This is a genomic window from Halorubellus litoreus (assembly GCF_055378595.1).
In genome coordinates, this window is record NZ_AP043836.1 from 1229547 (window position 1) to 1255228 (window position 25682).

At 65.9% G+C, this 25682-nt stretch carries 21 protein-coding genes and 2 tRNA genes; 7 read left to right on the forward strand and 16 right to left on the reverse strand.

The genetic code is table 11. The features are described from left to right. Positions 1–76 precede the first annotated feature (76 nt). The 11 genes from ACZ48X_RS10345 to ACZ48X_RS10395 all read right to left on the reverse strand — a co-directional run bounded on the left by ACZ48X_RS10345 (position 77) and on the right by ACZ48X_RS10395 (position 13481). Positions 77–856 carry a hypothetical protein gene (locus ACZ48X_RS10345; RefSeq protein ID WP_336350961.1) on the reverse strand — a complete coding sequence of 260 codons (780 nt, stop codon included), beginning with the start codon at positions 854–856 and terminating at the stop codon, positions 77–79. 280 nt (positions 857–1136) lie between these two features. After that, on the reverse strand, positions 1137–1751 hold the full coding sequence (locus tag ACZ48X_RS10350) for a 30S ribosomal protein S7 (RefSeq protein ID WP_336350962.1): 615 nt from the start codon (positions 1749–1751) through the stop codon (positions 1137–1139). Positions 1752–1753: 2 nt separating this feature from the next. Then, positions 1754–2182 carry a 30S ribosomal protein S12 gene (locus tag ACZ48X_RS10355; RefSeq protein ID WP_166038610.1) on the reverse strand — a complete coding sequence of 143 codons (429 nt, stop codon included), beginning with the start codon at positions 2180–2182 and terminating at the stop codon, positions 1754–1756. A 231-nt stretch (positions 2183–2413) separates the two neighbouring features. After that, complete coding sequence (locus ACZ48X_RS10360) at positions 2414–3895, reverse strand: PAS domain S-box protein (RefSeq protein ID WP_336350963.1); 1482 nt, start codon at positions 3893–3895, stop codon at positions 2414–2416. 102 nt (positions 3896–3997) lie between these two features. Further along, a complete protein-coding gene (locus tag ACZ48X_RS10365; RefSeq protein ID WP_336351117.1) occupies positions 3998–5161 on the reverse strand; it encodes a tubulin/FtsZ family protein in 1164 nt (387 codons plus the stop codon). A gap of 122 nt (positions 5162–5283) precedes the next feature. Further along, positions 5284–5703: a NusA-like transcription termination signal-binding factor gene (locus ACZ48X_RS10370; RefSeq protein WP_336350964.1), complete on the reverse strand. Its 420-nt coding sequence runs from the start codon at positions 5701–5703 to the stop codon at positions 5284–5286. Further along, the gene (gene rpoA2 / locus ACZ48X_RS10375; RefSeq protein WP_336350965.1) at positions 5703–6923 is read right to left on the reverse strand and encodes a DNA-directed RNA polymerase subunit A''; all 1221 of its coding nucleotides are present in this window, start codon (positions 6921–6923) and stop codon (positions 5703–5705) included. Before rpoA2 ends, ACZ48X_RS10370 begins: the two co-directional genes overlap by 1 nt. Next, the gene (locus ACZ48X_RS10380) at positions 6916–9849 is read right to left on the reverse strand and encodes a DNA-directed RNA polymerase subunit A' (protein ID WP_336350966.1); all 2934 of its coding nucleotides are present in this window, start codon (positions 9847–9849) and stop codon (positions 6916–6918) included. The genes rpoA2 and ACZ48X_RS10380 overlap by 8 nt, the downstream gene beginning before the upstream one ends. A gap of 3 nt (positions 9850–9852) precedes the next feature. After that, complete coding sequence (rpoB, locus tag ACZ48X_RS10385) at positions 9853–11682, reverse strand: DNA-directed RNA polymerase subunit B (protein WP_336350967.1); 1830 nt, start codon at positions 11680–11682, stop codon at positions 9853–9855. A gap of 1 nt (position 11683) precedes the next feature. Continuing rightward, positions 11684–13249: a DNA-directed RNA polymerase subunit B'' gene (locus ACZ48X_RS10390; protein ID WP_323675319.1), complete on the reverse strand. Its 1566-nt coding sequence runs from the start codon at positions 13247–13249 to the stop codon at positions 11684–11686. A 4-nt stretch (positions 13250–13253) separates the two neighbouring features. Continuing rightward, positions 13254–13481 carry a DNA-directed RNA polymerase subunit H gene (locus ACZ48X_RS10395; RefSeq protein WP_336350968.1) on the reverse strand — a complete coding sequence of 76 codons (228 nt, stop codon included), beginning with the start codon at positions 13479–13481 and terminating at the stop codon, positions 13254–13256. Between the two features lie 264 nt (positions 13482–13745). On the opposite strand from ACZ48X_RS10395, the gene ACZ48X_RS10400 reads away from it, so the two are divergent. The 4 genes from ACZ48X_RS10400 (at position 13746) to ACZ48X_RS10415 (ending at position 15663) form a co-directional block, all read left to right on the forward strand. Next, a tRNA-Asp gene (locus ACZ48X_RS10400) sits at positions 13746–13818 on the forward strand. Positions 13819–14083: 265 nt separating this feature from the next. After that, positions 14084–14497 (forward strand): group I intron-associated PD-(D/E)XK endonuclease, encoded by a 414-nt coding sequence (locus ACZ48X_RS10405; RefSeq protein WP_336350969.1) that lies wholly within the window; start codon positions 14084–14086, stop codon positions 14495–14497. 101 nt (positions 14498–14598) lie between these two features. Then, a tRNA-Asp gene (locus tag ACZ48X_RS10410) sits at positions 14599–14671 on the forward strand. A gap of 542 nt (positions 14672–15213) precedes the next feature. Continuing rightward, positions 15214–15663 carry an Ig-like domain-containing protein gene (locus ACZ48X_RS10415; RefSeq protein ID WP_336350970.1) on the forward strand — a complete coding sequence of 150 codons (450 nt, stop codon included), beginning with the start codon at positions 15214–15216 and terminating at the stop codon, positions 15661–15663. 103 nt (positions 15664–15766) lie between these two features. On the opposite strand, the gene ACZ48X_RS10420 is transcribed toward ACZ48X_RS10415, so the two are convergent. The 4 genes from ACZ48X_RS10420 to ACZ48X_RS10435 form a co-directional block, all read right to left on the reverse strand. Continuing rightward, positions 15767–16501, reverse strand: coding sequence for a protein-L-isoaspartate O-methyltransferase family protein (locus tag ACZ48X_RS10420; protein ID WP_336350971.1), 735 nt, complete (start codon positions 16499–16501; stop codon positions 15767–15769). 24 nt (positions 16502–16525) lie between these two features. Continuing rightward, entirely contained in the window at positions 16526–17521 is a 996-nt protein-coding gene (locus tag ACZ48X_RS10425; RefSeq protein ID WP_336350972.1) for a methyltransferase domain-containing protein, read from the reverse strand. 69 nt (positions 17522–17590) lie between these two features. Continuing rightward, positions 17591–18223 (reverse strand): protein-L-isoaspartate O-methyltransferase, encoded by a 633-nt coding sequence (gene pcm / locus ACZ48X_RS10430; protein WP_336350973.1) that lies wholly within the window; start codon positions 18221–18223, stop codon positions 17591–17593. Between the two features lie 163 nt (positions 18224–18386). Beyond that, on the reverse strand, positions 18387–19040 hold the full coding sequence (locus ACZ48X_RS10435; RefSeq protein ID WP_336350974.1) for an HVO_0476 family zinc finger protein: 654 nt from the start codon (positions 19038–19040) through the stop codon (positions 18387–18389). Between the two features lie 113 nt (positions 19041–19153). Here ACZ48X_RS10435 and ACZ48X_RS10440 point away from each other — a divergent pair, with 113 nt between their 5' ends. Then, on the forward strand, positions 19154–19900 hold the full coding sequence (locus tag ACZ48X_RS10440) for a DUF5806 family protein (RefSeq protein ID WP_336350975.1): 747 nt from the start codon (positions 19154–19156) through the stop codon (positions 19898–19900). Between the two features lie 592 nt (positions 19901–20492). Here ACZ48X_RS10440 and ACZ48X_RS10445 read toward each other — a convergent pair. Then, positions 20493–21017: a DUF7529 family protein gene (locus ACZ48X_RS10445; RefSeq protein WP_336350976.1), complete on the reverse strand. Its 525-nt coding sequence runs from the start codon at positions 21015–21017 to the stop codon at positions 20493–20495. Between the two features lie 163 nt (positions 21018–21180). Here ACZ48X_RS10445 and ACZ48X_RS10450 point away from each other — a divergent pair, with 163 nt between their 5' ends. Further along, positions 21181–23745 (forward strand): ABC transporter ATP-binding protein, encoded by a 2565-nt coding sequence (locus tag ACZ48X_RS10450; RefSeq protein ID WP_336350977.1) that lies wholly within the window; start codon positions 21181–21183, stop codon positions 23743–23745. 151 nt (positions 23746–23896) lie between these two features. After that, on the forward strand, positions 23897–25579 hold the full coding sequence (locus tag ACZ48X_RS10455; protein WP_336350978.1) for an ABC transporter substrate-binding protein: 1683 nt from the start codon (positions 23897–23899) through the stop codon (positions 25577–25579). Positions 25580–25682: the final 103 nt, after the last annotated feature.

Sequence of the window (25682 nt, forward strand, 5' to 3'; positions counted from 1 at the left end):
TGTGAGGAGAGTGCTCGGGAAGATAGAAAGGTAGAGCATACCAACGAGTATCTGTCGATACATCAGTTAGTTCAGTCTATACTCCGAATCCACAGTTCCCGCAAGAGGGATGCCCCACAATCGTCGAGACCGTATACATGTGATCGGGGTCATTTTGATGCCAGTGACCGGAGAAATCGACGGCGTACATCGTTTGGTTCCATCCGAACTTACTGACGTCATACTCCCACGCTACTACGGAGACGGCATGAGTGCTTACATACCGCTCTAAGAGTCCTGTTGACAGAACGCCACTACCGGCTCCGATTGCAGCAAGTGTTTCTCCACCAAGCGCACCGATATACCCACCCAGTGCGGCGAGAGCCGTCCCAGCCCCAATCTTTCCGATGTCGTGGTAGAACCACATTGTGAGACCGTCCTGCGTGTGTTGATGATTAAATGCGTCGCAATTTCCAATGTTCTGTCCGAGATAGTGATCTTTTTTCTTAACTAGGTCGCCGAACTCGGGTAAGTCAGGGATGTGGTTCTGGATGGAGACACCATCCTCAGTACCGACCTGATTGAGCTGTTGGAACGCTTTCCCGTCTATCTTCGTGTGAGAGATTCCACCACTGCCGCCCTCGACTTTAACCCCATACGTGTGATAACGGACCGCGCCTGTTCGACGATCGGTTTCCTTGATCTTTACAGCAACGAGTGTATCTCCTGAAGCGGTTTCACCAACCTCGGTGATTTCATCGATGACACCCACCGAATCCCCGTGTTGAACACGCTGATCGAAGGATTTCTCCGATGCTGCTACCGCAGGTGCGGAGAGCGCCGTCAGTCCAGTTACAGGAACACCCATACGCTTCATCAAAGATCGTCGCGTAGATCGCTTCACCATTGCATTCCACCCAAGACCATCGTATTTTAAAAAATTCCTAAATGTATTGATTTTAGATATATATTTATCTGCTGAGTTTTTCTCTTCGGCACGCCCTGCTGCATTCCACGGGAGCTTAGAAATTCAAGAATAATGGTAGAGATTCGATATATCTCAATTTTCGATGCAATCAGAAGCTGGCAGTTAGACCGAAGAAGCATCTGCGAACTCGCGGGTGAGTCTTCCGCGAACGAAGAGAGAAAGACCGAAATTAGCGTGCTGCCGCCGCGACGCGCTCGGACTCTTCCTTCTGGTTGATCGCGTACGTCTGGACGTCGTAGTCAGCGGCGCCCGTGAGCTGCTGGGCGAGCGCCTCCGCCGCCGTCGTCGTCGTCTTGAACGACGACCCGTGAACGCCCTCCGCGAGGAACATCAGGGACTGGTCGACGCGTCGCTGCGGTGCGACGTCGACCGCCTTCGGGACCGAGATGCCACCGTACTTCAGGCGGACGGTCTCCTCGCGCGGCGCCGCGTTCTCGACGGCCTCGACGAGCACCTGCACCGGGTTCTCCTCGGTGCGCTCGTGGACGATCTCGAACGCCTCACGCACGATCTGGAGCGCCTGCTGCTTCTTGCCCGTGTTCTCCTCGGTCTGCATCAGGCGGTTCGCGAGTCGCTCCACGATGGAGAGCTCGCTCTTCTTGAACTGCTTGCCCGCGTGACGGCCCATCGTGTGCGCGATCGGCGTGACCGTGATGTAGCGCTCCGTGGACGGGTCGTTGTACTCGATACCCGTGATGTCCCACTGGTCGAAGAGGAGGGCGCGCGCGCCTTCCTCGTCGGTCCCGGCGGGCTTCTCGGGTTCGGGTGTATCTTCTTCCGACATGATTATCGAACCGGTTTCTCTGCGTTCCCGCGGACGAGTTCGATCATCGACACGCCGTTGACCTTCTCGACCTTGTAGTTGACACCCGAGAGGTCGCCCATCGCACGACCCTTCGCCCCACCGATACCGGCGATGGTGACCTCGTCGTGCTCGTCGATGAACGAGATGGCGCCGTCACCGGGACAGAACGCGGTGACCTGCTTCCCGTTCTTGATGAGCTGGACCCGGACGCACTTCCGGATCGCGGAGTTCGGCTGTTTCGCTTCGATACCTACCTTCTCGAGGACGATGCCGCGACCCTGCGGCGCGCCCTCGAGCGGGTCGGACTTCTTGCGAAGTCCACGCTCGCGTCGCGCGTAGTCCGAGTCGGACCACCGCTGCTGCTGGCGGTCCTTCTTGAGCTTGCGCGCGGCGTACTTGCCGTTCGCCATAGTACCAGTCGCTATCTTACGGAGGCACTTAAGCCCACCCTTTTGGAGACGGTGTGACGGCCTGAGGTCGCTCTAGCGACCCCGATAACGCTCTCTCAGCCCGTTTCGGTTCGCGCGTTGACGCGTTCTGCGCGCGCCGTAGCGCCGCAGCCGGCTTCAGGCCACGCGAGAGCGTTCTGTGGGGCGGTGCGGACTCTCGCTCGTAGCGTCGGGTCGTCCCCCATCCTGGTCCTACGTCGAGTCGTCTCGCGCTCGGTCGAGTCGAATGGCGACGACCCCACCATCGCCGTCGGCGGGTTCGGGGACGAAGAGTTCGCCACCGCCGGAATCGACCGCCCACTTCGCGATCCAGAGGCCGAGGCCGGTCCCGTGCCTGGTCGGCGTTATCTCGCCGTCGTCCAGGACGACCGCGCGCTCGTCCTCGGGGAGTCCCGGGCCGTCGTCGGCCACGAGAACCGTGACCGTCCCGCTGTCGGCGTCGTCCTCGACCGACACCCGCACGGTCGACGGCGCCTCACCCGTGCCCTGGCCGTCGGAAGTGCCGTGTTCCACACTGTTCTCAGCCGACGGCTGAGAGCTGGGAGAGCCATGCTCGACCGAGTTCTCGACGAGCTGTTCGATGGCGCGTTCGAGGTGGCGGTGAGCGTGCACGTGCGCGACCTCGGGCGCGTCTACGGTCACGTCCGCATCGCCGTGGCGACCGCGGACGTTCGCGACCGCGGAGTCGACGGCGGCGACGACGTCGACGACAGTCCGGTCGCGTGGGTCGTGGTCGACGACGGCGCCGAGCTGTCGGACCTTCCGGCTGGCGTCCGCGAGCCGTTCGGCGACGTCCCGGACGGTGCGAGCGCGCTCGCGCTGGACGTCGGTCGTGGCGTCCGCCGCGAGCAACGACGCGTACCCCGTGATCGTCGTCAGGTCGTTCCCGAGGTTGTGCCGGAGGACGCGGTTCAACACCTGGAGGCGTCGTTCGCGGCGTTCACGGTCGCTGACGTCGCGAGCGACGCCGGCGGCACCGCGGAACTCGCCGTCGGCGTCCCGCAGCGGCGCGAAGTGGTCCTCCACGGGAACGACCGACCCGTCCGCGGTCACCATCTCGACCGAGACGGTCGCACGCTCCAAGCCATCCTCGACCATCGCTCGCGTCGCCTCGCGGATGCGGTCGGCGCTCGCCGCCGTCAACGTCTCCTCGAAGTGGAGGTCGCCGCGCATCGCGCTCGCCTTCGAGTACCCGAACGCCTCCTCGTACGCCTCGTTCGCGAACACGCTGTAGCCGTCCTCGTCGACGACCCAGACGGGGTCTGCGAGGCTCTCCACGATGGCCTCGTATCGTCGCCTCGCCGCGCCATCGAGACGACTCGATGCCTCGGCGAGGTCTCGAACGCGCTCGACGAGCGTCCCGGAGTCCGCGCTCGCCGGCACGTAGCCGTCCGCGCCAACGGCGACGGCTTCGCCAGCGACCGCCGCGTCGCTCGTCGAATCTCGGACCACGACCGGCGCGTCACTGACGTCCACGACGGTTCGAGTCGTCTCGACGGCGTCGACCGCAGGTGGGCCGTGCTCGATGACGATACAGTGGAATCGTTCGGCCGCGAGCGCGCTCGCGAGCGCCCGGTCGTCGGTCGCGACCGCAACCGCGAACGCGTCCCGTGCGGCGAGCATGCTCGCGACGTTCGTCGACCCAGCGACCGCGAGCACGCGCAGGTCAGTCATCCTCGTCGTCAGCAACTCGTCGTCGACCGGCCTAAGCGTACTGGCAGCCGTCCGTCGGAACGTGACAACGACACCCACCGCCGGCGCGAGGACGTGACGGCGTCAGAACAGCGGCGGAAGTTTCTCGTCGCCCGTATCCAGGAGCGCGTCGAGGTTCGCATCGCTCTGCTCGCGGAGGTCGTCGATGTTGTCCATCGCCTCGACCGCGACTGCCTGCAGTTGCTTCACGCGCGGGACGTTCGTCACGCCCGACAGCAGGACGACGCACGCGACCGAGGACTCCTTGGGCATCGGGAAGTCGCCACCGCGGACCTCCATCGACCCCGTCTGCTCCTCGAGCCACGTCCGCCCGCGCTCGATACCCTTCCGGTTCAGGTACTCGGGCGGCCCAGCGACCACGAGCAACGCGCGCTCGGCACCCTGGACCTCGCAGGGGAGGGTGAGGCGACCGAGCGTCGCCTTCCGGACGAGGCTCGTGATGCGGTTCGTCGTATCGACGTCGTCCAGTTGCTTCTTCGAGAACCGCGACAACAACCCGGAGTCACCGCGGTCCACGTGGTCGACCGCGTACCCGATACTGGACACGCCGCCGTTCCCGAGCGTGTTGATTATCTCGCTCGCGTCGACGACGCTCTCGGCGACCGCATCCCCGTCGCCGACCTCGCCCGCCGAGAACAGGACGTTCAGTCGCCGCACGATCTCCCTGTTGATCGAATCGTACCCGCCTTCGAGGCTCTCGCCGCTGTGGCGCCAGCCGTCGTTGTCGAACACGAGGAGGTTGTCCGCCTCGCGGACGAACGTCTGGAACGACCGCGCGGCGTTCAGCGTGTAGATACCGCCCTCGTCGCTCCCCGGGAGGATACCGAGACCGTACACTGGCTCGCTGTAGATGCGCTTGAGGTGCTTCGCGAGCACCGGCGCCCCACCCGAGCCGGTCCCGCCGCCGAGCCCAGCGACGACGAGGAACGCGTCCACCTCGTGCGTCGGGATGTCGTCGATCGCGCTCTGGATCTCACCCATGTCCTCCTCGGCGATCTCCGCGCCGAGCTCGTTGTCCGCACCGACGCCGTGTCCCTTCACGCGCGTCTGCCCGACGAGCACCCGCCGGTCCTCGGGCACGTGCTCGAGCCCGCGGAGGTCCGCCTTCGCCGTGTTCACCGCGATAGCCCCACGGACGACCGACCCCTTCGTCTGTCGGTCGAACGCGATGAACTCGTCGAGGACCTTCCCGCCAGCCTGTCCGAACCCGATAATCGCAAGCTTCACTCGCATTCACCCCGAGCACTGTCCACGTGAATCATACGTAGAAACCACGCGCGACGAGGATAAATAGGTACGCACGCCGACGGGTTCGCGAGCACTCGCCGCCACCCGAGTCCGGGCGGCGGCTACGTCAACTCGATGTCGTCCACGTCGACGTGTCGTCGCGCAAGTGCTCTCGCCGCCTCGATGTTCCGGCCGTCCGCACCGATGGCGACGCCCGTGTCGGCCTCGTCGACCTCCACGTACGCGACCGTGTCACCGTTCTCGCTGACCGTGACGTTGTACACCGCCGCCGGCGCGAGCGCGTTCGCGACGAAATCACCGGGCGTGGTCGCGTCCTCGACGAGCTTCACGTCCGTCCCGAGGCGCTCCTCGAACTCGCCGACGTGCTCGCCGCCCGGCCCGATCGCCTCGCCCATGTCGCCGCGGGCGACCAGGACGACCACGCGGTCGTCGTACACCAGGCAATCCAGCCCGGTCGCACCCGTCACGTCCTCGAACAGCCCGAGGATACGGCGCGCCTCGTCCGACAGCGTCCGCGCCATCAGTCAGCTTGCTCGCCCGACTTCGACAGCGACCCCATCCGGAGGTCGACGTCACCCGTCCCGAGCTTGATCGGCTTCCCGACGATGACGTTCTCCGTCACACCGTTCAGGTCGTCGACCTCGCCGTGGATCGCGGCGTCGAGCAAGTGGTTGACCGTGACCTCGAACGCCGCACGCGCCAAGACGGACTCCTTCGACCCACTGATACCGTGCCGGCCGATGGACTCGATCTCGCCGCGGTTCGTCATCATGTCCGCGACCAACATCAGGTGCCGGACGTTCACGTTGTCCAACCCCTGCTCTTTCAGCGTGTCGTTGGTCTCCTCGATGATGGTCTCTCGAGCCGCCTCGATACCGAGCGTCCGATGGATCTCGTGGATGTTGTTACACGACGACCGAGACGCGTCCACGCCCTCGATCTCCAGGGCGTCACCGAACGACGACCCCTCCGTGTACAGCACGAACTCCTCGCGTTCCTCGCCATCGGGCGTCTCCACGTCCTCCTTCCGGATGACGACCCGCGAGATCTCCTCGATACCCTTGAACGTGATCTCGCGGAGCTCCTCGACGAGCTGGAGGAGGTCGCGGTAACTCGGCTCCTCGGGCCCGAACTGGACGTTCGTCCCCTTCTGGATCGTCGTCACGCCGAGCGAATCCTCGATGATCTCCGCGATCTCACCGGCGATCTCGCCGGTGTCACCCACGGTCGGCCAGCGCTCCTGCAACGTATCGGGGTTCAGGTCGATGGAGACGTTCATGTCCGCGACGTTCGTGGACACGTCCCCGAGCGCGAGGATCTTCGTCGCCTCGAGCTGCCAGACGACCTCGTGGGCGCGCTCGCGGCTCTCCGCGTACTCGTCCTCGAGGTAGATCGTCATCATCGGCGTGTCCGGCGTCTTCCGCGCGTCCACGAGTTCGATGAGCCGCGGCAGCCCCTGCGTCACGTCGATCTCCGCGACGCCCGCGTAGTGGAACGTGTTCATCGTCAGCTGCGTCCCCGGTTCACCGATGGACTGCGCGGACACCGTCCCGACCGGGTCGAGCGGCTCCACGCGCGTCTCCTGATAGCGGTTCTCGACCGCCTTCGCGATCTCGTCGGCCGCCTCCACGCTCAGACTCCGCTCCTCGACGACGCGGTACACGTCGGCGCGGAGGTCCTCCGGAATCGACCGGTCCTCGACGACCGCTTCCACGTCCGCCGACACGTCGAAGTCAGTCATCCGACTCCACCTCCGTGAGCAGGTCGGGATTACGACGCGCTTCCGCGTGCTCGCTGAGGTTCGTCGGACGGGCCTCGTCGCCGAGGAACTCCGCCTTCGACTGCGCGTCCGCGAACTCGTTGTCGAGGATGCGGTCCGCGATCTGCTCGACGTCCACACCGCTCTCGGCGTCGTGCGCGACCTGGACCGGACTCGTCGAGTCCTCGCCGAACTCGAACTGGACGATCGTGTCCGAGGTGTCCCGGACCGTGCCGTCGTACTGCGTCTCCAGTTCGCTCAGTGCGTTGATGAGACGCCGCTGGAGGTACCCGGACTTCGACGTCCGGACTGCCGTGTCCACGAGGCCCTCGCGGCCACCCATCGCGTGGAAGAAGAACTCCCGGGGCGTCAACCCGCCCGTGTACGAGTGCTCGACGAACCCGTGCGCGTCTGCGCTCAGGTCGTCCTTCTTGTAGTGGCTGAGGGTGCGGTCCTCGTACCCGCGGTTGATGCGGTTCCCACGCACTGCCTGCTGGCCGACGCAGCCAGCCATCTGCGTGAGGTTCAGCATCGACCCACGCGCCCCGGAGTTCGCCATGACGACCGCCGGGTTCTCCTCGTCGAAGTGCTCCTCGGCGATGTCCCCCGCGTTGTCACGCGCCTTCCCGAGCGTCTGCATGATCTTCATCTCGAGGGTCTCGTCGACGGTACGACCGGGGAGACTCTCGAGTTCGCCCTTCTCGTAGGTCGCGATGAGTTCCTCCGTGCGGTCGTAGGCCTCGTCGATCGTCTCGTCGATGCGCTCCTGGGCTTCCGTCGAGATCGTCTCGTCGTCGATCCCGATCGAGAACCCGAAGTGCATGATCGAGCGCATCGCGAGCGCCGCAACCTCGTTGATGAAGATGCGAGCGCGCGTCGTCCCGTACACCTTCACGATGGTGTCGACGATCTGCCCGCCGAACTCGCCGACCTCGTCCTCCGCGATGGTGCCCTCGACGAGCGTCCCGTCCTCGACGACGACGTCGTCGCCGACGGTCCCGCGGAACTCGAGGTTCAGGTCGTCCGGCAGCAGCTCCGAGAAGATGTCGCGACCCGTCCAGTACGGCTCGCCGTCTTCCTCGCCGCTCGGGTCGGGGAGCTCGTCGATACGCGTCGCACGCAGCAGGTCGAGCGCCTGCGTCTCGTTGAAGTGCGGGTTCTGGTTCGTCAACAGGTACGTCCCGCTGATGTGGTCCTGGATGGCGCCGATGATGTTCTCACCGAACCGCGGCGACAGGATCTGCTCCTGGACGCGCATCAGGACGCGCGCCTCGGCGCGCGCCTCCTCGTTCTGGAGGGCGTGCATGTTCATCTCGTCACCGTCGAAGTCGGCGTTGTACGGCGGACAGACGACGGTGTTCAGGCGGAACGTCTTCGACGGCATCACCACGACCTCGTGAGCCATGATGGACATCCGGTGCAGCGACGGCTGCCGGTTGAACACGACGATGTCGCCGTCGACGAGGTGGCGGTTGACCTCCCAGCCGGCCTCGACCTTCTCGGAGAGCTCCTCGCAGTTCTTCTCCGTGACCTTCAGGCGACGGCCGTCCGGTCGCTTCACGTAGTTCGCACCCGGATGGCCCTCGGGACCATTCGAGACGTACCGGCGCGCGTCCGCGAGATTGCGCTCGGTGACGTTCATCGTCTGCGTCATCTCCTTGGCCACGCGGTCCGGCACGCCGACCTCGTTCAGCGACAGCGTCGGGTCCGGACTGATGACGGTACGAGCACTGAAGTTCACGCGCTTCCCGGACAGACTCCCGCGGAAACGCCCCTCCTTGCCCTTGAGACGCTGACTGAGCGTCTTCAGGGGGCGACCCGAACGGTGACGGGCGGGCGGCGTCCCCGATATCTCGTTGTCCATGAACGTCGTCACGTGATACTGGAGGAGTTCCCAGAGGTCCTCGATGATCAGCTGAGGTGCGCCCGCCTCGCGGTTCTCCATGAACCGCTGGTTGATGCGGATGATGTCGACGAGCTTGTGCGTGAGGTCGTCCTCGCTCCGCTGACCGTTGTCCAGCGTGATGGACGGCCGCGCCGTCACCGGCGGCACCGGAAGCACCGTCAGGATCATCCACTCCGGACGACTGCGCTCGGGGTTGATGCCGAGCACCTCGAGGTCCTCGTCCGGGATGTCCTCGAACCAGTCCCGGATGTCACTCGGCATCAGCTTGTTCATGTCCTCCTCGGTGAGGTCCACGTCGAGCGCCTTCTCGATGGCCTTCCGGTCGGATTCGCGCGGCCGGAACTCACCGGAGAGGATCTCGTTGATACGCGACAGGTCGATCTCGGTGGCTTCGGCGAGCCCCTCGCGACCCATCGGTTCCACGTCCGCCTCCTCGTCACCCTGCATCGCGCTCGCGATCGCCTGCGAGTACTCCGACGTGAGAACCTGCTGGACCTCGTAGTACGTCGTCGGCTTCTCGTGCTGGATGTCGAACTGGACCTCGCCACAGAACGGACAGCGGTCCTTCTTGCGCGCCTGCCGGATCGCGGCCTTCGTCACGTCGTTCAGGTCGTTCCCGAGCTTCCGCGCGTTGTTCAGGTCGCGAGCGAAGTCCTCGCGCTCGTCCTCGGTGAGACAGAGGCGCGCGCACTCGCGGCACGTCCCACGCAGCAAGCGTCGGATGAGCTTCGTGAACCCGACGTGGATGACGGGCGCCGCCAGCTCGATGTGCCCGAAGTGCCCGTTACACGACCCGCTGTGCTTCCCGCAGGTCTTGCACTCCAGGCCCGGGTCGATCACGCCGAGACGCGGGTCCATGAGCCCCATGTCGATGGGGAACCCGTCGTCGTCGTACGTGTCGGCCGTGATGACCTTCGTCGCACTCATCTCGCGGTACTCCTCCGGGTCCATCAGCCCGAAGCTGATCTCCCCGATCTCCTTGGGTGATTGTCCTGTCGACATGGTTCAGACTGCGTCCTCCAGTTCGAGTCGCGGCGCGATACCGAGCGCCTTCATCTCGTCCAGCAGGAGCTTGAAGGCGTAACTCATCTCTATCTCGTGGATGTCCGTCTCCTCGCCGCAGTTCGGACAGTAGACACGCCGCTGGTCGACGTTCTCCACCGCACTCATCCCGCACTCCCCGCAGACGTTGATGAACTCGCGGTCGGACTCGTCGAGCAAGCGCTCCTTGAGCGCCATCGCCGCACCGTGCCCGATGAGGACGTCGCGTTCCATCTCCCCGACGCGCAGACCGCCCTCGCGAGCACGCCCCTCCGTAGGCTGTCGCGTGAGCACCTGCACGGGACCACGCGAGCGCGCGTGGAGCTTGTTCGACACCATGTGGTAGAGCTTCTGGTAGAAGATGACCCCGACGAAGATCTCCGCCTCGATCTTCTCCCCGGACACGCCCGAGTAGAGGATCTCCTTCCCCGAGGAGTGGAACCCGCGGTCCTCCAGTCCACCGCGGATCTCGTCCTCGTTCTCGCCCGTGAACGGCGTCCCGTCGACGCGGCGTCCCTCGAGCGCGCCCGTCTTCCCGCCGAGCATCTCGAGAACGTGCCCGACCGTCATCCGCGACGGAAGCGCGTGCGGGTTCAGGACGAGGTCCGGCACGACCCCTTCCTGCGTGAACGGCATGTCCTCCTGGGGTGCGATGTGCCCGACGACGCCCTTCTGGCCGTGCCGGCTCGCGAACTTGTCCCCGAGCTCGGGGATGCGTTCGTCGCGCACCGAGACCTTCGAGAGCTTCGAGCCGTCCTCGCCCTCCATCAGCGTCACCGTGTCCACGACCCCGGACTCGCCCGAACGCATCGTCACGGACGTCTCGCGGCGCTTCTGGGGGCTGAGGCCACCCATGTCGTCGGGTTCCTCGAGGAACCGCGGCGGACTCGTCTTCCCGAGGAGCACGTCGTTCTCGCCGACGCGCGTCTCCGGATTCACGAGACCGTCCTCGTCCAGGTGCGTGTACGCCTCCTCACCACGTGCGCCACGCACGTCCTGACTCGGAATCTCGAAACGGTCCTCCTGGCCACCCGGATACCGGCGTTCCTCGCCCTCGTACGTCCGGAAGAAGTGCGACCGCGCGAGCGCACGGTCCACGGACCCCTGGTTCATCACGAGCGCGTCTTCGATGTTGAACCCCTCGTAGCTCATCACCGCAACCACGAAGTTCTGGGCCGCCGGCCGGTCGTCGTACCCGATCTGCTCCGTCGTCTGCGTCTTCACCATCGACAGCTGCGGGTAATGCAGGAGGTGCTGGCGCGTGTCCGGCCGAATCCGATAGTTCGCGCTCGGCAGCCCCAGGCTCTGCTTGATCATCCCCGCACCCATCGTGATGCGCGGACTCGCGTTGTGCTCGGGGTACGGAATCATCCCCGCACCGATACCGAAGATGAGCTGCGGGTCGACCTCGAGGTGCGTGTGGTCCGCCGTCACGTCCTCGCGGTCCACGGCGACGAGGATGTCCTCCTCCTCCTCCGCGTCGATGAACTCGATGCGACCGTTGTCGACGAGGTCCTGGAACTCGAGCTCGCCCTCCTCGAGCGCCTCGATCTCCGTCTCGTCGATGAGCGGCTCGCCCTCCTCGACGACGATGAGCGGCCGACGCGCACGCCCCGCGTCCGCGTTGATGATGACCTCGCGCGTCCGGTCCTTCACGGACACGTTCACCATCTCCGAGATGTCGCCGAACCGCCGCTCCTCGCGGATTTGGTCGGCAAGCTGATGCGGTTCGGGATGTGTCCCGACGAGACTACCGTTCACGTACACCTTCGCTTCGCGTTCCTGTTTACTCATGTTAGTCGTCAGCGGGCTGATCGTGCCCCTGGCCCTGCAGCCCCGGGATACCCTCCACGCCCATGGAGTCGAGTTGTCGCTTCAGTCCCTGTTCGTCCTCGATGTTCTGTGAGAGCTCCATCGCTTGCGCGAAGTTCTTCACGAGCCCACAGTTCGGTCCCTCCGGCGTCTCCGACGGACAGATACGACCCCACTGGGTCGCGTGCAGGTCTCGCGCCTCGAAGTGCGGCTGCGACCGCGACAGCGGCGAACGGAGCCGACGCAAGTGACTGAGAACACCCATGAAGTCCGTGCGGTCGACGAGCTGGGAGACCCCAGACCGCCCGCCAACCCAGTTCCCCGTCGCGATCGGGTGCTCGAGGCGCTCCGTCAACACGTCCGAGCGAACCACAGTGTTCACGGAAAGCTGCCGGTTCCGCATGTTCGCACGCTCCAACTGGTACTTCACGTCACGCGCCAGCTTGTTCAGCGCCGTCCGGAACAGGTCCTTCATCAGGTCCCCCGAGACTTTCAGGCGCTTGTTCGCGTAGTGGTCCTTGTCGTCGCTCTCGCGGCGCCCGAGCGCCAGCTCGAAGCACGCCTCCGCCATCCGGCAGAGGTAGTACGCCTTGTTGATGCGGGTCTCCTCCTCCTCGACGCCCTCCTCGTGGAGGTGCGGGAGCAGGTACCGGTCGATGACGTAGTTCGCGCGCTTCAGCTGGTAGTTCTTCCCCTGGCCGCTCGCGACGCGCTTCCCGAGCGCCTCGATCGCCTCCTCCTCCGTCTGGACTTCGGCGGCCTCGAGGTTCTCGAGCATGTACTTCACGACCTCCGGGTCGTCGCTGACCCGATGCACGATCTCCTCGTCGGACTCGAGGCCGAGTGCACGCACGAGCGTCACGAAGTTGATCGACCCGGACACCGACGGGAACGACACCTCGAGCAGGCCGTCGCGCGTCCGCTCCGTCAGGACGAGCGCCCGGTAGCCACGACGCTGACTGAACGTCTTCGCCACCTGGATCTCGTCACCGTACTTCGTGTCGTACTCCGCGAGGATCTTGTTCGGCGCCAGGTCCTCGCTCGTCATCAGCACGCGCTCGCTGCCGTTCACGATGAAGTACCCACCGGGGTCAGCGGGGTCCTCGCCGATCTCGATGAGTTCCTCGTCGCTGAACCCAGCGATGTTACACTTGTCGGAGCCGACCATGATCGGCATCCGACCGACCTTCGTCTCCGTCTTGTCGACGACGCGCTCCTCGCCCTCCTCGCCCTTCACGATGGACATCTCCATGAACACGGGCGCGGAGTACGTGATGTTCCGGAGGCGCGCTTCCTGCGGATACAAGAGCTCCTCGGAACCGTCCGCCTCACGCACACGCGGCGTGACGACGCGAACGTCGCTCAGTTCCACGAACACCGGCTCCTCACCTTCCTTGTCGCCGATGTCCGTCTCGATCGTCTCCTTCTCGTCGACGACCTGCTGCATCCCCCGGTTCAGGAACGAGTTGAACGACCGGAAGTGATGTTCTGCGAGGCGATCCTTCCCGAAATACTCCTTCGAGATAACGCGTCTGTTTGCTCTATCCATTATGTTACTCTACAACAAGTCGGTACACGACGGCCGTGTCTGTTGTTCGCGAATCTCGAACGATCTTCACGACGTCACCGACGCTCGCCTCGTCCGGGAGCGCCGGGTCCTTGCGCTTGATCTTCGGTAAGTCGGTACGGTCGATATCGTACTCTTCGAGCACGCCCTCGAGTTCGTCCTCCTCGAGGAGCGTGTGCTCTGGCACGAGTTCGTGGTGGCTTACATTTACCATGAGTGTGTCTGGCGGGCGGGAGAAACTGCTGTCACGAGATACTACAGGCTCATACAGACGGGAGGCATTTAACACTTGCCAAGTACGCGCGCGGCGTGGCCACTCTCGCGACCCGCCGGGAGGCAGAGGGCGGCAACGGCGGGCCACCGACCTTACCCTACCTAAGAACGCTACCGACATAAAGCGTTTGTGCCACGATGAACACACCCACACCCGTCCCGAGTAGAAAGCCTTAATCGTCTAACCGCGATACGTGAGAGTGCAGCCCGGGTGGTGTAGTGGCCCATCATACAACCCTGTCACGGTTGTGACGCGGGTTCAAATCCCGCCTCGGGCGCTTCTTCGAACGCTACTCCGTGAGCGATGAGCTTGCTCGTCGCGAACAAGACGCGTTCGAAGAACGGACGAATGAGATTTGAATCAGGGAGCGAACGAACGTGAGCGACCGTGGTTCAAATCCCGCCTCGGGCGCTTCTCAGAACGCCATTCCGTGAGCGACGAGCTCATTCGTCGCGAACACACCCGTTCGGAGGACCCAGAACGGCGGGAGGACGTGGCAGACGGAGGCGGTATTCTAAGTCCAAGAGCGCGCAACGCTCGTCGTGTCGGTCGAGAATACGGAAGCGCTTGGAGACGAGACCGAGGTGGCAATCTTGCACCAACTGGTCGAGGCAGGGTGGAGCGTGTCGATTCCGTTCGGTGACAACGACAAGTACGATCTCGTCGTCGACGACGGCGACGCGTTGTGCAGGATTCAGTGCAAGACCGCTTGGCGCAACAAACCGGAGACCATCCGGTTCGATACCCACTCGCAGACGACGAAGGATGGCGACTATCACGAGGCAACCTATGAAGGAGGAGCAGACGCATTCGTCGTCAGGTTCCCGGAGAGCGGGCAACTCTACTGGATCGACGTCGAGGATGCGACCGAGCAGAAGATGGAGTTGCGGTTCGACGCTGCAATCGAGCATCCGTCGATCAATTGGGCGACTGATTACGAATTTCAACCCCGGTAGTTCGCCAGAGAGCGCTGCGGAACCCACAGCATGACACGACCCCGCACTGCCCAGGCAATTGAAAAGGTATAAAAACTCTACCCTCCTTCGTACTGATGGAAGCCCGGGTGGTGTAGTGGCCCATCATACAACCCTGTCACGGTTGTGACGCGGGTTCAAATCCCGCCTCGGGCGCTTTCTGCTTCCAACAACGAACGAGGAGCGTAGCGACGAGTGAGTCTGGAAGCAGAAACGCCGAACGGGGTTTGGAGCAGCGAGCGAACGAACGTGAGCGACCGTGGTTCAAATCCCGCCTCGGGCGCTTTTCCAGCGACTAACTGCCGAGCGCAGCGACGAGGCTGTCGTCGTCGCGACGCGGAACGGTATCTGCGGGAGGGAGCACGCTTTCGAGCGACGCGGGAGGCGTGGCTGCTGGGCGTGTGCGAGTGGGGTCGTGACTGTGACGAGTAGGTGCGGGGAAAGTGTCAGAGGCGGTGGCGTTGGGGCACTTCCATCACCAGGGTGCCACCGTTTCGGGGTCGTCGACAGGCGTCTCCATGGTGGATGACAGGCAGTCCCGTCGACGACTTTGGCTTCTGGTGGAGTGGTATTAGTGTTCCCGGAGACTCAAGTGGTCGTTTGATACTCCGTGCGGTGCTCGTTCGAGCGTTCGTTGCGGGGGTGGATGGGTGGGTGGGTACGTGGGTTCTTGTGGGAGGGGGCGGCGAGGGTGGGGTATGCGTCTGGCCCTGTTCGGTCGTGATGGTCGTGCTATCGAGGGGTTACCGGTTCGGCTCGTGATCGCGCTCGTGGTGGGTGTGGCGAGTCTGTCGGTGATGATGAACATGCTTGCTGGCGTGGGTGGGTTGGCGGTGCACGAGGTGGATGCGCGGCCGACGCCGGCGGTGGTTGCGGAGGGCGAGTCGTCGGTGACGGTGCGGGTGGTGGACGATGCGGGGGAGCCGGTGGAGAACGCGACGGTGGTGTTGACGTCGGGGTCGGCCGACCTGGACGGGGTGGTGACGGGGCGGACGGGCGAGGATGGCCGGGTGTCCGTATCGGTGTCGGCGTCGTTGGCGGCGAATCGCGACCAGGGAACGGTCGAAGTGACGGTGAAGCCGCCGGCCAGCGGTGGGTTCGTGGACGACCGGGAGAACGAGATGCTGTTGGTGGTCGAGGACGACTAGGTGCGGGTCGGTGTCCGTGTGGGTGCGCGGGGCGGTCAGTCCCACACGAGCACGCCGCCATAGAAACGGCGACCTGCCGGTCGGCGTATGCCCGGAGAGTCAGTCAGTCCCACTCGATCCAGTCTTGCTCCCAGCCGGTCTGGGATTGGGCGGCGCGGGCGGCGCGTTCGGCGTCTTCGCGTGCGGTACGGTTGCGTTCGATGGCGCCAGCTTGTTCGCCGTCGGCGAGGAGTGGCTGGAAGGCGACGGGGCCGTGCGTGGTCTCGGTGCCGTCGGCGGCGACGGCGGTGAGCGTCTGTCGGGGGCCGTGGCCGCGTGGGAGGACGAGTCGGCCGTCGGGTGCGAGTTGGTCGCGGAGGGCGCGCGGTGGGTCGACGGCGGCGGCTTCCACGAGGATGCGGTCGTAGGGCGCGTACTCGGGGAGGCCGCGGGCGCCGTCGCGGCAGTCGACGAGGACTTCGGGGTAGCCGGCGTCGGCGAGGTTCCGGCGGGCGTCGTGGACGAGCGGGCGAGTGATGTCGACGGCGTGGACGCTTCGACTGCCGACGATCTCGGCGAGCACTGCGGGGGTGTAGCCGACGCCGGCGCCGACGACGAGGACGTCGTCGCCGGGTTCCGGTTCGAGGACTTCCAGTAGGCGAGCGGCGGTGCTGGGGCTGAGGACGCGCGTGCCGCGGTGTTCGAGGGACTGGTCAGCGTACGCTCGGCGTTCGTCGTCGACGAACGCTTCGCGGGGGACGGTTCGCATGGCGAGACCGACCGCGTCGGTGTCGACGACGCTCTTGGCGTCGTGTTCCAGGCTGTCGACCATGTCCTCTCGCAGCGCCGCGGGCTCCATACCTCGACGTTCGGGTGCGAGGGATTAAGTCCTTCGTGGGGTTGCGACGACGGCGTGCGCGTCGAGTCCGGGGACGGCGTGGACGTCGACGGCCTGGAACCCGGCGGTTTCGAGCGCGGTCTGGAGGTCGTCCTCGGTGCGGTGGTTGCCAGGGTGACCGGTTGCGAGGGCGTCGAGGCGACGCGTGGGGGTGCGTGGGGAGCGGTCCTGGAGGTGTTCGACGAGGACGAGTGCGCGCTCGGACGCTGGGGGCCGGTCGGTGGCGTCGGTGTCGGTGTCAGTGGGGTCGGCGCTGGGAACGAGTGCGTCGTGGGCGCTGGACGCGAAGGCGTCGATGGCGTCGTCGTCGAGGCGTGGCGTGAGGTCGGTGGCGAAGACGAGGTCGGTGGTGGGGAGGGGGTCGCTGAGTGGGCCGGTGTCGAGGTCGACGTTTCGGGGCTCGAGGAGTGGACGTGCGGCGTCGATGCGGGCGGGGGTGTCGCGGAGCGTGACGTCGTGGCCGCGGGCGCCGAACTCGGTGGCGTGCTTACCTGGACTGCCGCCGACGTCGACGACACTGGTGGCACCGGGTGCGGCTCGTTGTGCGGCGCTGACGGCGGCGCTGACGGCCGCGTCGGGGGTGGCCTGGCGGGCGCCGAGGCGGTTTCGTTCGTGGTCGTCGCTACGGGCGTCGCGGGCGGCGGCGACGGGGTCGTCTTCGGTGAGCGTCTCGGGGAGGGCGGCGTACGCGCCGAACCGGTCGATATCCTGGGGCGTGGTGCCGATGGAGCGGAGGTCGGTCTTCGTGAGGAGGCCGAGCGCGCGGTTCGTGGGCTCGTACGCGCCGTCGACGACGTCGAAGAACCCGCGGTCGGCGAGGACGTCGACGAGAACGCTGGCGGCGCGGTCGTCGAGGTCGGTGCGGGCGGCGACGTCGCTCGGGGTGTCGGCGTCGTCGAGGAGCGCGTCGAGCGCGCCGGTCTCGCGGGCGGCGCGGAGCGCGGCGACGGTCGCGAGCCGGTCGCGTGCGTCGTCGTTCATACGACGGCGGTCGGTCGCGGACGCCGTAAGTCCGCCGCTCGCGGGCGTCCCTGCTCCACTGGTTGGTGGTCAGTCGCGCATGGTGACGAACCGGACGCCGCCGCGGTCCTCGCGGTCGAGGCCGCCGTCTCGTTTCTCGGCGTACACGAGGCGCTGGCGGCCGTCGCCGATGGGCGCGAGGAGCCGGCCGCCGTCGTGGACCTGGTCGACGACCGCGTCGGGGAGGTCGGTCGCGGCGCACGTGAGGTACGCGGCGTCGTACGGCGCGTGCTCGGTCCAGCCGTCGCGCCCGTCGCCGACGCGGACGCTGACGTCGCCGTACCCGACCTCGGCGAGCGTCTCGCGAGCCGTCTCGGCGAGGCGGTCGCTGTATTCGACGCTGTAGACGTTCTCGGCGCCGACGACCGCGGCGGTGACGGCGGCGTGATACCCGCACCCGGTCCCGATCTCGAGGACGCGCTCGCCGGGGTCGAGCGCGAGCGCGTCGGTCATGATGGCGACCATGTGCGGCGCGCTGATGGTCTGTCCGTCCGCGATCTGGAGCGGGCGGTCCTCGTACGCGGCGGACCGGTCGCCGCCGCGTACGAACGCCTCGCGGGGGACGGCGCGCATCGCGTCGAGCGTCGACGGTCGCGACACGTCCCGGCGTTCGGCGAGCCGGTCGACGAGCGCGTCGCGCCGCTCGGCGAAGTCGGGAGTCACGGTCTAGGTGTCGGTTCGCGTCGAGAAGAATGTTCGCGTCAGGTCGCTGCGACGACCGGCCGAGAGGGGTCCGGGCGGACCGGCCGACCGTTCGAGCGTTGTCGTTACCGGGCGGACCGGCCGACCGTTGTCGTTACAGGCGGACCAGGCGGTCGGGACCGCGCTACCAGGCCGACCAAGCAGTAGTGTTCTCGTCCCAGGCGTACACGCGCTTGAGGTCCTTTGCGACGACGCTGTCGCCGTCGTGGTCGAGGCTGTCGCGGTCGTAGCCGACGGCGTCCTCGCGGACGTTCAGGCCCTTGATCGTGAACTCGTCCTCGCCGAAGCTCTCGGTCTCGCCGATGGTGAACTCGAAGTCGCCGGGGACGTACACCTTGATGGAGCGCGAGTCGTCGTGCGTGCCGTCTCGAGGGTGCACGGTGACGTTCACGGGGACGTTGTCGACCTCGCGCGTCCAGATGGTCTCGACGTCCTCGGCGGTCGCTGCTTCGCGACGTCGTTGTTCGCTGAGTTCGAGGCTCGTGATGCGGACGGTCATGAGGGCTTCGGGCGTGTCGAGCACGAACTCCTCGCCGACGGCGAGGGTCTCCTCGGCGGGGACCTCGGCGCTGGAAGTGAAGGATTCGCCGTCCTGACTGACGACGACGTCGATGTCGATGGTCGTCTCCTCCTCGATGCGGGTCTTGTGGGTGTGGTCGCACTCGGTGCAGCGCACGGTGTACTGCGCACCTGTTGCGGTGAGGACCTCGTGGACCGTCTGCGTCGCTGGCGCGCACGAGGGGCACGCGAGCGCGACGCGCTCGGCGGTATCGCTCATATCCGGGATACCGCGTCCAGCCCTAAAAGCCGTCCGAGTTGCGTTCGCGGGGCGTTCGAGTGCGTCTCCGTGGGGGCGAACGCTTTTTGGCGTGCGCCGGGCAACGGCCGGGTATGACCGAGAACCCGCCGGCGACGGCGGACGACGACGATGGACGTGAACCGGTGGCTGCGAGCAGCGACGGCGAGGGACGCGAGTCGCGAGCGGCGTCCGACGACGTCGAGCCAGCGGATGGTGGCGGACCGACGGGTGGTGACGAACCGGGTGGTGACGACTCGACGGGTGACGACGACCCCGGGGCTGCCAGCGACTCGGCGGGTGACGGCGGGCCGTCGCCGGGGGTACCCGACGAGTCGAACCTGCCGAGCGACGACGAGGTGCCGGCGGACGTCCAGAAGTACGAGCGGTTCACGAAGATGGACGGCGCGCAGTACGAGCGCGTGAACGACTTCATCCGGGAGCGCACGTACGTGACGGCTCGGGAGTGGGCGATCGCGCGGTTGTGCGCTGACTTCCGGACGGAGACGGGCGTGGAGATGACGAAGATCGGGGAGAACCTCCCGGAGCTGGTGCCGTTCATGACGGATACGTACACGCCGCAGGCGGTGAATCAGGCGCGGGCGTCGTTCGAGGAGAAGGTCCGGAAGGCGGGGGCGACGTTCCTCTACGGCGCGATGTGTGACTTCTTCACGGCGGAGGAGCTGGACGACGTGATGTACGAGTCGACGGAGGTCGCGAAGTTCCTGCTGGAGGTCGAGGGCGTTGACCTCTCCGTTGAGGAGGAGTTGGACGCCGAGGAACGCATCTCGTCGGTGATGCGCGAGGTCCGGCAGGCGAGCGAGGAGTTGCGCGACGAGTAGCGCGGCGAGTAGCCGTCGGTTACGTCGGTCGCTGTGCGGTGGGCTGCGAGTAGGCTGGTTCTTCGTCGAGGTCGAGAATCCGGAGAGAGCGTAATGGTGCGGTGCGCCGCAATCGGCCTCCACCCCCGTGATGGCCGACAGGACCGTCCACCGCGATACGTGCGTGGAATCGAGCCGCCCGTTGTGTCGGGTTGGCCTGCCTCTGCGTTCGCGGCCGACGCCTCGTCGGCGGTGAACGCTATCCTACCGGATGGGAGCGTCGTAGATAAAGGGGGAGAACCGTTTGAGACGGTTTCTGGGAGTATAGCGCTTCTTGCCCGGTTTCAAGCGGGGTTCGCTGGTTCTCAGTGGGTGGTTGAACGACGGGTGGAAGCGGGTCGTGGTCTGGGTCGGCGGCGAACCGGTCGAAACCGGTTTCGTCTGTCGATTCAAGGCCCGGTTGAGGTGCTTCTGGCGGGGGTATCTTCGCCGCAAAACCGCAATGATGTCACCTCCCCAATCAGTGTCCGGGTATGGTTGGCTATCCAACTGCTTTGCGTGGTGACTCGGGGTTCGGACGTGCCACAGAACTCGCGCGCGCCGCGGTGCGAGGTTACTCCTCGGCGGGTGGGAAGAACAACGACGGGTCGTCGTGCGTGAACGTCGCGACGTGCTCCGAGGAGAGGTCCCGGACGTGCGTGCGCATCTCGCCCTCGCGAGTCGCTCGCTCGATCATGTCCTGGGCGACCTCGTCGTCGCTGTCGTAGAACGCCGGTGCGATGACCGCGATGTCGCGCCCGGTATCCTCGACGACGATGACGAGGAACACGATGCCGGTCTCGACGGCGCGGAACACCGAGCACGCGTCGAACGCGGCGTCGTCCGCGGTCACGAGCTCGGAGAGTTCGCGCGCGAGCTCCCCGGGGACGACGAGGTCGAGACCGAACCGGTCGACGGTCGCGTGCTGACCGGACGTCGGCGCGATGTCGCCGGGGAACACCTCGACGACGTCCCACCCCTCCTCGCGGTACTCTTCGACCGTCGCCTCCATGTCCGCGACGACCGCGTCCCAGTGGTCGAGGACGCCCTCGGGCGGCAGGTGCTTCTCCGGGTCGACGTCGACGTGGTCCTCGTTCATGCTCGACTCCGCGTGACCGCGCTCCAAGAGGGTTTTGGAAGCGAGCGCGCAGCCCGGCGGCCGGAGCCGTCAGTTTGCAGTCGCCGGGTTGGCGAACGTATCGCCGAACCCGCGGGGTTCGTGTGGAAACGCTTTTCACGGGTGGCCGTGCCACGTGCGGATAGTGACTGATCTACTCTCCATCTCCGGCCTGCACACCCGGTTCGATACCGAGCGAGGGACGGTTCGCGCGGTCGAGGACTTCGACCTGACCATCCCGGAGGGGAAGACCGTCGGACTCGTCGGCGAGTCCGGCTCCGGGAAGTCCGTGACGGCGTTGTCGGCGATGGGGCTCGTCGACGACCCCGGGTACGTCGCCGAGGGAAGCGTCGAGTTCCAGGACCGCGACCTCGCCGAACGGTTCGCGAACGAGTACCCGAAGCAGGCGCCGAACTTCGTCGACGAGAGCCGCGGCGTCGTCGACCTGACGCAGGCGCCCGAGCCGGCGATGCGGTCGGTGCGCGGCGGCGAGATGAGCATGATCTTCCAGGACCCGATGACGTCGCTGAACCCGGCGGTCACGGTCGGCGAGCAGGTCGCGGAGAGCCTGCGCCTGCACCGGTACGGGAACCGGTCGAAGGACACGTGGTGGAACGCGGTCCGCGAGATCCTCCCGCAGTTCGGTGGGAACGGTGGGATGGACGAGCAAGTCCTCGAGGACACCGTCGACATCCTCGAGGAGGTCGGCATCCCGGAGCCGACCGCGAGGCTCGACGAGTACCCCCACGAGTTCTCCGGGGGGATGCGTCAGCGCGTCCTCATCGCCATCGCGCTCGCGTGCCAGCCCCAGCTCCTGATCGCGGACGAGCCGACGACCGCGCTCGACGTCACCATCCAGGCGCAGATCCTCGACCTCATCAACGAACTCCAGGACGAGCGCGGGATGAGCGTCCTGTTCATCACGCACGACCTCGGCGTGGTCGCGGAGACGTGCGACCGCGTCGCGGTGATGTACGCGGGGAACGTCGTCGAGGAGGGCCCCGTGGAGGAGATCTTCGCGAACCCGTCGCATCCGTACACGTACGCGCTCCTGGAGTCCATTCCGCAGGAGGACAAGGAGCGGTTGACGCCCATCGAGGGGAACGTCCCGGACCTCATCGACATGGACGAAGGGTGTCACTTCGCGGATCGGTGTCCGTGGGCGCACGAGGCGTGCGTCGGCGAGGAGATCCCCTACAAGCAGCACGGCGGCGCGGGCGTCGACCACGTCTCGAAGTGCGTGCTCGACGAGTTCGACGAGAGCGAGTACGCGAGCGACCAGGAGGGCATCCGTTCGGACGACGAGACCGCGATCGGCGAGCCGCTCGTCGAGGTCCGGGACCTGAAGAAGCACTTCTCGCGAGCGGACGACCTCCTCGACAAGTGGTTGTCGCGGGAACCACAGAGCGTGAAGGCGGTCGACGGCGTGAGTTTCGACATCCGCGAGGGCGAGACGCTCGGGCTCGTCGGCGAGTCCGGGTGCGGGAAGTCGACGACCGGTGAGACGGTGCTCCGCCTGCTCGAGCCGACCGACGGGAGCGTCGTGTTCGCGGGCGAGGACCTCGCGGACCTCTCGGGACAGGACTTGCGCGCGAAGCGCCGGGACATGCAGATGATCTTCCAGGACCCGCTGTCGAGCCTGGACCCGCGGATGACCGTCGGGCAGATCCTCATGGAGCCACTGAAGATCCACGACCTGCCCGAGGAGCGGCCGCCCGAGGGCCAGAGTCGACGCGAGCAGCGTCGCGAGCGCGTCATGGAGCTCATCGACGAGGTCGGGCTGTCGCGCGACCAGGTCGACCGGTACCCCCACGAGATGTCCGGCGGGCAGCGCCAGCGCGTCGGGATCGCGCGAGCGCTCGCGGTCGACCCGGACTTCATCGTCTGCGACGAGCCCGTGTCCGCGCTGGACGTGTCCGTGCAGGCCCAGATCTTGAACCTCCTGGAGGACCTCCAGGAGGAGTTCGGGTTGACGTTCCTGTTCATCGCGCACGACCTCAGCGTGGTCCGGCACGTCTCGGACCGCGTCGCGGTGATGTACCTCGGCGAGGTCGTGGAGGTCGCGGACACGCAGTCGCTGTTCGCGAACCCGAAGCATCCGTACACGCAGGCGTTGCTGTCGTCGATTCCGGTCCCCGACCCGACCGTGGATACGGACGATCGCGTCATCCTCGAAGGGGACGTGCCGAGCCCCATCGACCCGCCGTCGGGCTGTCACTTCCGGACGCGGTGCCCGCAGATTATCCCGCCGGACGACGTCGACCTGCCCCAGGAGGCCTACCGGGAGGTGATGAGCGTCCGTCAGCGTATCGAGGACGAGTCCATCGACCTGACGTTGGCGTGGGATATGGCGAAGGAGAAGTCGCAGGCGACGGCGACGGACGGCGGGACGACCGTCGACGGCGGTGGTGAGATGCCGTCGTCGGTGGACGCGTTCGTCGACGTGCTGTGGCGCGAGCTGTTCGAGGACCCGTCCGTCGTGAAGGGGCGCTCGCGTGCGTTGCTCGACGAGGCGTTCGAGCAGCTGGCGCGCGACGACTGGGAGGGGGCGGCGGCGACGCTCGCGGACCACTTCGAGAGCGTCTGTGAGACGCGTAATCCCGTCCTGCAGGACGACGAGCATCCGTCGGCGTGTCACCTCTACGAGCAGCCGGCGAACGCGGTCTCGGGGACGGGAGCGGACTCGACGCTCGGCGCGGACGATACGTAGCGCGACGACCCGGGCCCCAAGGACGAACTACGGTCGTTGTAAATTTATATACGAGTCGCGGCCGGAGAACGCGTGCTTTCGCTATCAGGCGGGGGAATCCCCTGACAACACATCACGAACCTATATATAGGTGGCCTTGGTGGCGTTGGGTATGGCAGATGGTGACAACGGCATGGAGAGACGTGACTTCCTGAAGACAGCCGGTGCGGCGACCGCGGCGGCGACGACCACCGCGACCGCTGGCTGTATCTCGAGTCTGACCGGCGGCAGCGGCGGTGGCTCGCTCGTGTACGCACGCGGCGACCACCCCGAGAACTACGACCCCCAGCAGACCACGAGCGGGGAGGTCGCGAAGGTCACGAACCAGATCTTCGACCAGCTCATCCAGTTCCAGCCGGGGAGCGGCGGCCAGCTCTCCGACGGGCTCGCGAAGAGCGACGGCTGGACTCTCAGCGGGACCACCGCGACGCTCGAACTGAAGGAGGACGTCACGTTCCACGACGGTAGCGACTTCACCGCCGCGGACGTGAAGGCGACCATCCGACGGTTCACGGACGAGAACTACCAGTACTACCTCGGCACGGAGAACGCCTCCGGGTACGCCGGGTTCACGTTCGGGAACTGGGTCGACAGCATCGACGCGTCCTCGGAGTACACCGTCGAGTTCACGCTCACGCAGAAGTACGCGCCGTTCCTCCGGAACCTCGCGATGTTCGCCGCGGCGATCCTCTCGCAGGACCAGATCACGAGCCTCGACGACCAGACCGCACTCGGTACGGACCCGATCGGGACGGGGCCGTTCTCGTTCGACGAGCTCGACAACTCGAACCAGCGCGTTCGCCTGGCGGCGAACGACGACTACTTCGGCGACGGCCCGAACGTCGGCGAGGTCATCTTCAAGACGATCGGCCAGAACTCCTCGCGTGCGCAGGACGTCGTGAACGGCGACTCGCACATCACGGACAACCTCGGCGCGGAGTCCTCGACGACCATCGAGGAGGCCGACACGGCGCAGATCAAGTCCAAGCCCGGCATCAACACGGGGTACATGGCGTTCAACATGGCGCGCAAGGAGGCGTTCCGCGACCGCCGCGTCCGCCGCGCGATCAGTCTCGCGGTGAACACGGAAGCCATCGTGAACGACATCTACCAGGGCTTCGCGGTGCAGACCGGGCAGCCGCTCCCCGAGGGCGTCATGGGACGGAACCCGAACGTCGAGCCGTACCCGACGGACAAGGAGCAGGCGCAGTCGCTGCTCGAGGAGGCCGGGCAGACGGACATCGAGTTCGAGCTCGCGACGTTCAGTAACCCGCGCGGGTACAACCCGAGCCCGATCCAGACGGCGAACCAGGTGAAGTCCGACCTCGAGGAGATCGGTCTGAGCGTGAACATCAACCAGTTCTCGACGTTCTCCTCGTACCTCGATTACACGTCCGCGGGGAACCACGACGCGTGTTTCCTCGGCTGGTACACCGACAACGCGGACCCGGACAACTTCCTGTACGTCCTGCTCGACCCGAAGGTCGACATGGACGCCGTGCCGGACGGCCAGGACTGGGTGAGTTTCGACACGGAGGGCTACAGTACCCTGAACGTCGGTGGCTGGGCGAACACGGAGTACATGCAGCTGGTGCGTGACGGTCAGTCGACGTACGACGAGGCGACGCGCAAGCAGAAGTACCAGCAGGCGAGCAAGCTCGCGCACGACGAGGCGCCGTGGATCTTCGTGGATCACGCGAAGACGATCCGCGCGATCAACGAGGCGGTCGTCTCGGACTCGTTCACGGTGAGTTCCGTCGGCGGTCCGTACCTGGAGCTCGTCGAACTCCAGTAAGCCGCTCGTCGCGTCGGTCGTCGGCCGTTATCGTCGTGGTCGCGGTCGGCGGTGCGTCGGTCGGTTCGAACTGCGTCGTTCGAGTCAACGTTCGGAGTGTTTT